This is a genomic window from Ruegeria sp. YKSE079 (genome assembly GCF_059612845.1).
In genome coordinates this window covers 1-10,100 of sequence record NZ_JBXWRJ010000039.1, presented here as the reverse complement: position 1 = coordinate 10,100, position 10,100 = coordinate 1, and the positions used below count along the sequence as shown (strand labels likewise).

The following is a 10,100-nucleotide window of genomic DNA, read 5'->3' as shown; positions in this document are numbered from 1 at the left end:
GCTGGTGATGGCATGGAAATCCCCTGTGAAATGCAGGTTCATGTCTTCCATCGGAACAATTTGAGCGTTGCCGCCGCCGGCGGCGCCGCCCTTCATACCGAAATTCGGGCCGAGAGATGCCTCCCGGATGCAGATGCAGGCCCGTTTGCCGATGGCATTGAGGCCGTCTCCGAGGCCCACGGTCGTCGTAGTCTTGCCTTCACCCGCAGGCGTGGGGTTGATGGCGGTGACCAGGACAAGTTTGCCGGTCTTGTTGCCCTGAACTGACTTGATGAAGTCTTGGCTGACCTTAGCCTTGTCATGGCCGAAGGGCAGCAAATGCTCGGCGCCAATGCCGAGCTTTTCTCCAATCTCCTGGATCGGTAGCTTTGTCGCGCCACGCGCGATCTCGATGTCCGTCTTCATTGCCATCCAGTGATCCTCCCAAACCGGAATTCCGTCGCATACAAAATGATCGAACAGACTTACCTGTCTTTCTACAGCCGTTTTGGGGCAGTCTTTTTCACATAAGTTTTCATATAGCTACCTGATCTTACTCAGCTTTCTCCATTGGGGTTGGTTGGAACCTACCCGAAAGGTCAGCGTCGAAACAACCTTTCAAAAGTAGACAGGTTTGACTACACTGGTTGGATCAGGCTCTGCCTGAGGGAGGACAAGAAGTGAATGAAGATGGGCGTGCAGCCTGCGCGGAGGTGCGAATACTACTTGCGGAAGCCAATCCCTTGGTCGTGTCCGCACTGACCGCAATGCTGTCAGTCGAATCTGATCTAGAGCTCGTTGGCACGACTGATCGAGGCTCCTCGATACTGTCTGCGGATCCAGCTTCTTTCGACGTCGCTGTGTTCGCTTGGGACTTGGCGGATATGAAGGCGCCAAAACTGCTTCAGGAACTTCGAAAGCGCGAAACCGATGCTCGAACCGTAATATTCAGCAATAGCCGTGACATGTCGGTATTAAAGCAAGCCGTGCGGCTGGGCGTTCACGGATTTTGTTTCCAACATGATGAACCTAAAGTACTCATTGCAACTTTACGCGCGGTGGCAAGTGGGCGCATTTGCATACCTTACACGGATATTTCGCGAATAAACGACACGCCGCTCTCGTCTCTGACGGTGCGTGAACGAGAACTACTCGACGTATTGTCGAAAGGCTGGACAAACCAACAAATCGCCAATCGAACCGGTATATCCGAAAATACGGTAAAATATCATCTAAAGAATCTCTACGAAAAGCTCGATGTGAGAAATCGTGCGATGGCTGTCGCTGTTTGGACTCGGGAATCGGACGCATGATTGCTAGCTGTCAAAATTGTTCAAAACTTCCGGCCGGTAAAGGAAGATCCGTTGAGTGAAATCGTATTCGTTTCCAATTTATGCATACATGGATACCATGGAGTGAACGCAGAAGAAGCCACTCTGGGTCAGAAATTCTTCATCGATATCGAGTGTGAATTCGATGCGAGAAAAGCGATTGAGCTAGACGATATCTCTGCTTCGGTGAACTACAAGGACCTTTGTAGCCTCGCTCAGAGCGTTTCTGATAGTGGTCCCTTCAAGCTGATCGAGACCTTGGGAGACCGGATTGCCGCAGCAATCTTGGAGCACTTTCTCAATGTCGAGCGAATTTTGGTTAGAATCCGCAAACCTTCGGCTCCGCTCCCCTATCTCCTGGATTCAGTCGGATTTCAGATCGAGCGCCGAAGGTGATCCGCAGTGACAGAACGACCGAGAAAAAAGGACGCTCCAAAATGAGCGCCATCGTCAGCATACATGCCCTTGAAACTCTCGACAGCCGCGGGAACCCCACCGTCGAAGTCGACGTGCCGCCCGAATATGGCACGATGGGACGTGACTCCGTGCCGTCTGGCGCATCGACTGACGCAAAAGAGGCGGTCGAAGATCCTGCCGGGGCCGGTACGTTTGAGACTTCCGAGGAAAACCCGCCTGATCGCGGGCCCCGGCCGACACCCGAGCCGCGAACCCTATTGGACTCTACCATGACCACCCACGCTGCTTCCGACGCAATCCTGCAACGCATGATGAAGCTGCATCCCAAGGTCATCGACCTGACCCTGGACCGGATGGGACGTTGTCTGGCCGATGTCGGCAATCCGCACCTGTCGTTGCCGCCGGTGATCCATGTCGCGGGCACCAACGGCAAGGGCTCGACCCAGGCGATGATCCGCGCGGGGCTGGAAGCCGGGGGCCAGACGGTCCACGCCTATACCAGCCCGCACCTTGCCTGGTTTCACGAGCGTATCCGCGTCGCAGGCCAGATCATCGACGAGGCGCTGCTGTCGCAGATCCTGGACGAGGTCTATCAGGCCAATGATGGCGGCACGATCACCTATTTCGAGATCACCACAGTGGCGGCATTCTTGGCCTTCACGCGCGTCAAGGCGGACTGGACGCTGCTGGAAGTCGGCCTTGGCGGGCGGCATGATGCGACGAATGTGGTCGATGAACCGCGCCTGACGATCATCACCACCGTCGATCTGGATCACCAGGCCTATCTGGGCGAGACGCTGGGCGAGATCGCCTATCAGAAGGCGGGCATCATCAAGCGCGGCGCGCCGGTGATCGTCGGGCCTCAGCACGAGGAATCGCTGGACGTGATCGAGGCCGAAGCCAACCGACTGGGCGCTCCGATCATCGCACATGGCCAGCACTGGCATGTGTGGGAAGAACGTGGGCGAATGGTCTTTCAAGACGAAACCGGCCTGTTGAATCTGCCCCTGCCCAACTTGCGCGGCCCGCACCAGATCGGCAACGCGGGCATGGCGTTGGCGGCGCTTAGGCATCTGGGCTTTGGCGAGGCGGCTTGCGAAGGCGCGGTGACCCAGGCGTGCTGGCCAGCGCGGATGCAGCGGCTGGCCAAAGGACCGCTCATCGACATGGCACCTGAGGCTGAGTTGTGGCTGGACGGCGGCCACAACCCGGCGGCGGGCGAGGCGCTGGCGGCAACGCTGGCCGAGATGCCCGCGCGCCCAACCCACATGATCTGCGGAATGCTCTCGACCAAGGATGTCGAAGGCTATCTGCGCCCCCTCGCTGCCCAGGCCGCCGGCCTGCACGCGGTCGCCATTCCTGGCGAGGCTGCGACCTTGCCCGCCGAGGCAACGGCAGCGGCGGCACAGGCTGTTGGAATGAAGGCCGTCGTTGCCGAGTCGGCGCAGAACGCCCTGGCCGACATCATCGCACAGGACCCGACGGCAAGGGTACTGATCTGCGGCTCGCTATATCTGGCCGGGGCAGTGTTGCGCAAGAACGGGTGAGGTGAGGTTGGCTGGAAGTTCAGTTGTGCGAACTAAGAATCAGGTCAATTGGAAATGTATCGTTGGCCGAAAGCAGCACCCATCGGGTAGGCCGAGCACTACCTAGCGGCATGTCATTCCTATCCTAGGGTGTGTTTCCAAAATGGCCTCTATTCGCTGATTGTCGGGCGATAGCAGGGAGGTGCGATACGCATGGCTGGATACAATCATCTCTTCATTCCGGGGCCAACCAACATTCCGGAAGAAGTCAGAAAGGCAATGAACGTCTGCATGCAGGACATGCGTGCCCCGGATTTCCCGGACTTCACGATGCCGATCTTCGAAAAAGTTGCGAAAGTGTTCAAAAACACATCCGGCCGGGTATTCATCTATCCATCCTCAGGAACCGGCGCATGGGAAGCCGCAATCGCCAACACTCTGTCCCCCGGCGACAAGGTTCTGATGAGTCGTTTTGGGCAATTCTCACATCTTTGGGTCGATATGGCGCAACGTTTCGGCCTGGACGTGGATGTGATCGAGTGTGAATGGGGTACCGGCGTCCCCATCGAAGAATACACGAAGCGCATTTCGCAGGATGTGAGCCAGGAATACGCCGCTGTGTTCGCAACTCATAACGAAACGGCCACGGGCGTTACCTCCGACATCAAGGCGATCCGTGAGGCACTCGACGCCTCCAACCATCCCGCCCTGCTGATGGTAGACGGCGTCTCGTCCATCGGGTCAATCGAATTCGATCAGGATGCGTGGCGCGTAGATTGCGCCGTAAGCGGGAGTCAGAAGGGGTTCATGTTGCCGGCGGGCCTGGGCATCCTTTCGGTGTCGGATTTCGCCTTGAATTCCCGTTCACGAGCCGAACTGCCCAGAACGTTCTTTTCCTTCGACGACATGATCGCGACAAATGATCAGGGATACTTTCCTTACACGCCGGCAACACAGCTCTTGCATGGTTTGAATGTCTCCTGTGACATGTTGCTCGACGAAGGGCTTGAAAATGTATGGGCACGCCATCACCGGCTTGCCTCGGGGGTCCGGAAGGCCGTCGAAGCTTGGGGCCTTCAACTTTGCGCCAAAGAAGAAAAATGGCACTCCGATACCGTGAGCGCGATCGTTGTTCCTGACGGGTTTGACGCGCGCGACGTGATCTCGCGAGCCTATTCTGCTTATCAGACATCCCTCGGGACCGGGCTCTCCAAGGTAATGGGCAAGGTCTTCAGAATTGGCCACCTCGGCTGGCTGAATGAGGGCATGGTCGCAACCTCCCTGTCCGTCGCCGAAATGGCGATGATCGACACCGGCATCCCGGTCGAACCGGGGTCGGGCGTGGGCGCGGCACTGAAGTTTTTCACTGAGACACCGGCGGTTCAATCGGCAAAGGCCGCCTGAGGGAGGATACATGAGCCATACAATCAATCACCTGCGCCAGGTCCGCCTGCAGCGCTCGACCCTCGCCGTGCCCGGCTCAAACCCGGACATGATGGAGAAGGCCGCGAAGAGCGCTGCGGACTGCGTGTTCCTCGACCTCGAGGACGCGGTTGCCCCGGCCGACAAGGAGCCCGCGCGCAAGAACATCATCGCGGCACTAAACGACCTCGACTGGGGCGACAAGATCATGTCCGTCCGCATCAATGGGCTGGATACGCACTACATGTACCGCGACGTGGTCGATGTGGTCGAACAGGCCGGCCAGAACCTCGATGTCATCCTGATCCCCAAGGTCGGTGTACCGGCGGACGTGTACATGGTGGAAGCCATGCTGAACCAGATCGAGATGGCAAAGGGCTTCACCAAGAAGATCGGCATCGAGGCGCTCATAGAAACCCCGCTCGGCATGGCCAATGTCGAAGCCATCGCGGCTGCGCCCTCGCGCCTCGAAGCGATGCATTTTGGGGTGGCGGACTACGCGGCATTCAACAAGGCGCGCACCGTCAACATAGGCGGATTGAATCCGCACTATCCCGGCGACCAGTGGCACGCCGCCCTGAGCCGGATGACGGTGGCCTGTCGGGGATACGGCATCCGCCCGATCGACGGCCCCTTCGGCGACTTCTCCGATCCCGACGGATTCCGCGACGCCTGCAAACGCGGTGCCGCACTAGGCATCGAAGGAAAATGGGCAATCCACCCCAGCCAGATCGAGCTGGCAAATGATGAATTCTCTCCGCCCGAGGCAGAAGTAGAGCGCGCACGCCGGATTATCGCCGCGCTGCGCGAGGCGGAAGCCCAGGGCAAGGGCGCGGCAAGCCTTGACGGCAAGATGATTGACGCAGCTTCCGAGCGGATGGCGAAGAACGTGATTGCCGTCGACGAAACAATCCGTTCGCGGGCTGCGTGAGGAGGAACCATGGACATCCACGAGTATCAAGCCAAGGAACTGCTGGCCGCTCAGGGCATTCCCCTGCCCAGAGGCGGGTTGGCCTATAGCCCCGAGCAGGCACATTATCGCGCAGCCGAGATCGGCGGCAATGCCTGGGTGGTGAAGGCGCAAATCCACTCCGGTGCCCGTGGTAAGGCCGGCGGCATTATCGTCTGCAAGTCGGAAAAGGAAGTCGAGGCGGCCTCGGAAAAGCTGCTGGGTCGACGTTTGGTCACCCATCAAACGGGCCCGGTCGGCAAGCTGGTAAACCGCCTCTATATCGAGGAAACGGTGCAGATCGACCGCGAGCTCTATCTCGGTTTCGTGCTCGACCGGAAGGAGGAGCGGATCATGATCGTCGCCTCCTCCTCCGGCGGGATGGAAATTGAGGAGATCGCCGAGAGCGAGCCCGACAGCCTGGTGCGCTGCTCGGTCGACCCCGGCATTGGCATGCTCGAGTATCAGGCACGTGAGATCGCCTTCGGGCTCGGGCTGGATGGCAAGCTCATCAGCAAGGCCGTCGACACGATTCTCGGCTGCTATCGTGTGTTCCGGGACTACGATGCTTCGATGCTCGAAATCAATCCGCTCGTCGTGTCGGGAGACCGATTGATGGCGCTGGACTGCAAGATGAGCTTCGATGAAAATGCTCTGTTCCGCCGCCCAGACATCTCCGAGTTGCGCGACAAAAGCCAGGAAGACCCGCGGGAGACCTTCGCTTCGGATCGAGGCTTGAGCTATGTCGGCCTCGATGGCGAGATCGGCTGCATCATCAACGGCGCAGGGCTCGCCATGGCGACCATGGACATGATCAAGATCGCCGGTGGAGAGCCGGCCAACTTCCTCGATATTGGGGGGGGCGCAAGCCCTGATCGTGTTGCCAAGAGCTTCCGGGCGGTGCTGGCCGACGAGAATGTGAAAGTGATCCTTGTCAACATCTTCGCCGGCATCAACAGGTGCGACTGGGTGGCCGAAGGCGTGGTAAAGGCGCTGACGGAAGTGGGCGTGAAGGTGCCGCTCATTGTCCGGCTGTCGGGCACCAAGGTCGAAGAAGGTCGCGCGATCCTGGCCGAGAAAGCACCCGGCGTGATCGTCGCGGACACTTTGGCGGAAGCGGCAGAAAAATCAGTTGCAGCCTGGAAGGAGGCGCGGGCCACGGCCGCGTGAGGGAGGATATCATGGCTATTTTGCTCAATGCAGACACACCTGTCATCGTGCAGGGCTTTACCGGCAGGATCGGCACGTTCCACGCACAGGAGATGCTGGACTACGGCACCAAGGTCGTCGGCGGAGTTACCCCCGGCAAGGGGGGAGAAACCCACCTCGGGTTGCCGATCTTCAACACGGTGAAAGGTGCTGTCGCCGAAACCGGCGCTGAAGCTTCCATCGTCTTCGTGCCGCCGCCCTTTGCCGCTGACGCGATCATGGAGGCGGCGGGCGCCGGCATCAAATACTGCGTTTGCATCACCGACGGTATTCCCGCCCAGGACATGATGCGCGTGAAGCGCTATATGCGCCGCTTCAAGGCGGAAAAGAAGATGATCCTCACCGGGCCCAACTGCGCGGGCACGATCACGCCCGGTGCCGCGATGATGGGCATCATGCCCGGCCACATCTACGAACAGGGGCGCGTTGGGATCATTGGGCGCTCGGGCACCCTGGGATATGAAGCAGCGAGCCAGATGAAGGCGCACGGCATCGGAGTTTCCACCAGCGTCGGCATTGGCGGGGATCCAATCAACGGTTCGTCTTTCAGGGACATTCTAGAACTCTTCAACAACGATCCGGATACCGATGCCGTCGTCATGATCGGTGAGATCGGCGGCCCTCAGGAAGCCGAAGCGGCGGCTTGGGCAACCGAGAACATGCAGAAGCCATTGATGGCCTACATCGCCGGGCTGTCCGCACCCAAAGGAAAACGGATGGGTCATGCGGGCGCGATTGTATCTGCGTTCGGCGAGTCCGCTCAGGAAAAGGTCGAGATCATCCGGGAGGCCGGGCACCACATCGTTCCCAATCCGTCTGCGTTCGGTGAAACGGTCGAAAAGGTCCTGTCGAGCACATCGAGAGCAGCATGACCGCTCCTCGGATCTTACTCACCCGACGATGGCCGACCAATGTCGAAGATCGACTCCGGGAAACCTACGACGTCGTACTGAACAAAGACGACGTTCCAATGACCGCGGCGCAGATCGCGGAGGCTATGCGCGAGTACGATGCCGTTTGTGCGACCGTAAGCGACTCCCTGCCATCGGAAAGTTTTGGCAAGGACCTTTCGGCCAAGATCATCGGGAACTTCGGTGTCGGTGTTAGCCACATTGACTTGGATGCCGCAAAAGCCTCCGGAGTTACGGTGACCAACACGCCGGGATGCCTGACCGACTGTACCGCCGATCTGGCGATCGCCTTGGTGCTTATGAGTGCCCGTCGGCTCGGCGAGGGAGAACGCGAAGTGCGCAGCGGCGGCTGGTCTGGCTGGCGACCGACGCACATGATGGGCCGAAGCCTGGCCGGCAAGACTTTGGGCATCGTCGGAATGGGCCGCATAGGTATTGCCACCGCCTGGCGCGCCCAACACGGGTTCGGTATGGATATCGCGTACTACAATCGAAGCATGGTGGACGAAACCAAGCTTGCGGGACTAAAAGCCACTGCTTTGCCGACGATTGATGAAGTCATCGAAGCTTCCGATTTTGTGTCGTTGCACTGCCCAGGTGGTGATGAGAACCGCCACCTTTTGAATGAAGCAAGGATTAGGTCATTTGGACCCGATCGTTTCCTGATCAATACGGCACGCGGAGAAATCGTGGACGAAGCCGCGCTGGTTTCGGCCTTGGAAAAAGGGCAAATCGGAGGCGCTGCCCTGGATGTCTACGAAAAGGAACCGGAAGTCCATGCACGGCTTCTAGTCAATCCCAAGGTCGTACTATTGCCTCACCTCGGCAGTGCGACGATCGAAACTCGGGAAGCTATGGGAATGATGGTTGCAGATAATCTTGACGCCTTCTTCGCCGGAAATGAGCCACCGCACCGTGTCCTCTGAGACAATTCGAAATCATCTGGTCGCCGCATATCAGGCAGGGGTTGCGGCTGCCGATCCAGCGCGCGCAGTAAGGGACGCATTGAATCGCCGCGGACCAGAACTTGACTACGCGTCGAGGATTGTCGTCCTGGGCTTGGGCAAAGCCGCTGCACGCATGGCCCAGGCCGCACTTCCATATTTCAAGGCACGCGACTATTTCGGAACCGTTGTAACCACCGGGAGCGAAGTGATCGAGTTGGATGGCCTGACGGTCATGTCCGGTCAGCACCCCGTACCCGATGCCACAAGCCTGGCTGCCGGGAACGCGCTTCTAGCGACGGCAGCAGAGGCTCGTGAAGGTGATCTGGTCTTGGCGCTGATGTCTGGCGGCGGCTCTGCCCTTGCTGTTTCACCAAAAGCCGGCGTTTCTCTTCCAGACAAGATCGCGATAGGCGAGCACTTGCTTAAGTGCGGCGCGAACATAAACGAAATGAATGCCGTCCGCCGTGCCATCTCCAAAATCAAGGGCGGCCAATTGGCTGCGGCAGCGGCCCCCGCTTATGTCTTGACCCTGGCAGTTTCGGATGTCCCGAATGACGATCTCGCCGTCATCGCCTCGGGACCAACCGTCGCGCCCCAGGACCTCCCTGCCCTGCAGCCGATCCTCGAGCGTTATCAATTTGATAATTCTCTCAGGAAGATCATTCTGAGTGCCCAAACAGACCCAGTGGTGCGAGATTCCCAAGCCGGAGACGGCGCGGTTATTGCAAGCAATTCGATATCCAAGGCCGCCACAACTGCATACCTGCGGCACCAAGGCTATCAGGTAAAGCAGCTGGACGGATGGTTAGATTTGAACGTCGACGCGGCCGCCTCATTGCTCCTGTCATCACTCCACGACGTTGCGGCTTCCGGAAAACCCTGCGCGCTCGTCGCCGGTGGTGAACCGACGGTTCGAGTAACAGGCGCTGGAAAAGGTGGTCGCAATCAGGAGCTTTCCTTGCGCTTCGCACTTGCCGAAGCGTCCAGAAGACTGCCCTGCTCCTGGGGTTTCTTAAGCTGCGGAACTGATGGCCGCGATGGACCAACAGATGCCGCAGGTGCGATCGTAGATTCCCATACGATATCGGCCATCGTAGCCCAAGGTCTGTCCGTAGAAACCGAACTCGCAAACAACAACGCTTACGTTCCGCTGAATGCGGCAAACGCATTGTTGAGACCGGGGAGCACGGGGACCAACGTCGCTGATCTTCAGATCGGGATCATTGCCTGAGCCTGAGCCTTCGCGTTTCAGGCGGCACCGGCACGTTTGTAAACTCTTGGCCAGCTCTCGAGGATAGATTGGTCTTGTCGCGGTTTGATGCCGCTCCTTTGATAGCATTTACTGCAACAAAGGAGACGAGCTATGGGACATGGAAGAACGGACGAATTTCGCAAAGATGCGGTGCGTA

At 58.7% G+C, this 10,100-nt stretch carries 10 protein-coding genes; 9 read left to right on the top strand and 1 reads right to left on the bottom strand.

Going from position 1 to position 10,100, the window contains the following annotated elements; all coding sequences use genetic code 11:
• On the bottom strand, nucleotides 1-411 hold a 411-nt coding region (locus tag AC2FMY_RS21620), incomplete at its 3' end, for a formate--tetrahydrofolate ligase (RefSeq protein WP_496808070.1).
• A 215-nt stretch (nucleotides 412-626) separates the two neighbouring features.
• Here AC2FMY_RS21620 and AC2FMY_RS21615 point away from each other — a divergent pair.
• The 9 genes from AC2FMY_RS21615 to AC2FMY_RS21575 all read left to right on the top strand — a co-directional run bounded on the left by AC2FMY_RS21615 (nucleotide 627) and on the right by AC2FMY_RS21575 (nucleotide 9,922).
• The gene (locus tag AC2FMY_RS21615; protein ID WP_496808069.1) at nucleotides 627-1,292 is read left to right on the top strand and encodes a LuxR C-terminal-related transcriptional regulator; all 666 of its coding nucleotides are present in this window, start codon (nucleotides 627-629) and stop codon (nucleotides 1,290-1,292) included.
• Entirely contained in the window at nucleotides 1,293-1,706 is a 414-nt protein-coding gene (gene folB, locus AC2FMY_RS21610; RefSeq protein ID WP_496808068.1) for a dihydroneopterin aldolase, read from the top strand.
• A gap of 41 nt (nucleotides 1,707-1,747) precedes the next feature.
• Entirely contained in the window at nucleotides 1,748-3,274 is a 1,527-nt protein-coding gene (locus AC2FMY_RS21605) for a bifunctional folylpolyglutamate synthase/dihydrofolate synthase (protein WP_496808067.1), read from the top strand.
• Between the two features lie 192 nt (nucleotides 3,275-3,466).
• Nucleotides 3,467-4,657 (top strand): aminotransferase class V-fold PLP-dependent enzyme, encoded by a 1,191-nt coding sequence (locus AC2FMY_RS21600; RefSeq protein WP_496808066.1) that lies wholly within the window; start codon nucleotides 3,467-3,469, stop codon nucleotides 4,655-4,657.
• 10 nt (nucleotides 4,658-4,667) lie between these two features.
• Nucleotides 4,668-5,606, top strand: coding sequence for an HpcH/HpaI aldolase/citrate lyase family protein (locus AC2FMY_RS21595; RefSeq protein WP_496808065.1), 939 nt, complete (start codon nucleotides 4,668-4,670; stop codon nucleotides 5,604-5,606).
• Between the two features lie 9 nt (nucleotides 5,607-5,615).
• Nucleotides 5,616-6,794 carry a malate--CoA ligase subunit beta gene (locus tag AC2FMY_RS21590; protein WP_496808064.1) on the top strand — a complete coding sequence of 393 codons (1,179 nt, stop codon included), beginning with the start codon at nucleotides 5,616-5,618 and terminating at the stop codon, nucleotides 6,792-6,794.
• Nucleotides 6,795-6,805: 11 nt separating this feature from the next.
• On the top strand, nucleotides 6,806-7,705 hold the full coding sequence (sucD, locus tag AC2FMY_RS21585; RefSeq protein ID WP_496808072.1) for a succinate--CoA ligase subunit alpha: 900 nt from the start codon (nucleotides 6,806-6,808) through the stop codon (nucleotides 7,703-7,705).
• Nucleotides 7,702-8,670, top strand: coding sequence for a 2-hydroxyacid dehydrogenase (locus AC2FMY_RS21580; RefSeq protein WP_496808063.1), 969 nt, complete (start codon nucleotides 7,702-7,704; stop codon nucleotides 8,668-8,670). Before sucD ends, AC2FMY_RS21580 begins: the two co-directional genes overlap by 4 nt.
• Nucleotides 8,645-9,922 carry a glycerate kinase type-2 family protein gene (locus tag AC2FMY_RS21575; RefSeq protein ID WP_496808071.1) on the top strand — a complete coding sequence of 426 codons (1,278 nt, stop codon included), beginning with the start codon at nucleotides 8,645-8,647 and terminating at the stop codon, nucleotides 9,920-9,922. The genes AC2FMY_RS21580 and AC2FMY_RS21575 overlap by 26 nt, the downstream gene beginning before the upstream one ends.
• The last annotated feature ends 178 nt before the right edge of the window (nucleotides 9,923-10,100 follow it).

Excerpts from the sequence above, each read along its gene's own strand:
- AC2FMY_RS21605 (WP_496808067.1), top strand. The coding sequence starts at position 1,748 with ATGAGCGCCATCGTCAGCATACATGCCCTTGAAACTCTCGACAGCCGC.
- AC2FMY_RS21600 (WP_496808066.1), top strand. The coding sequence starts at position 3,467 with ATGGCTGGATACAATCATCTCTTCATTCCGGGGCCAACCAACATTCCG.
- AC2FMY_RS21595 (WP_496808065.1), top strand. The coding sequence starts at position 4,668 with ATGAGCCATACAATCAATCACCTGCGCCAGGTCCGCCTGCAGCGCTCG.
- AC2FMY_RS21590 (WP_496808064.1), top strand. The coding sequence starts at position 5,616 with ATGGACATCCACGAGTATCAAGCCAAGGAACTGCTGGCCGCTCAGGGC.
- sucD (WP_496808072.1), top strand. The coding sequence starts at position 6,806 with ATGGCTATTTTGCTCAATGCAGACACACCTGTCATCGTGCAGGGCTTT.
- AC2FMY_RS21580 (WP_496808063.1), top strand. The coding sequence starts at position 7,702 with ATGACCGCTCCTCGGATCTTACTCACCCGACGATGGCCGACCAATGTC.
- AC2FMY_RS21575 (WP_496808071.1), top strand. The coding sequence starts at position 8,645 with ATGAGCCACCGCACCGTGTCCTCTGAGACAATTCGAAATCATCTGGTC.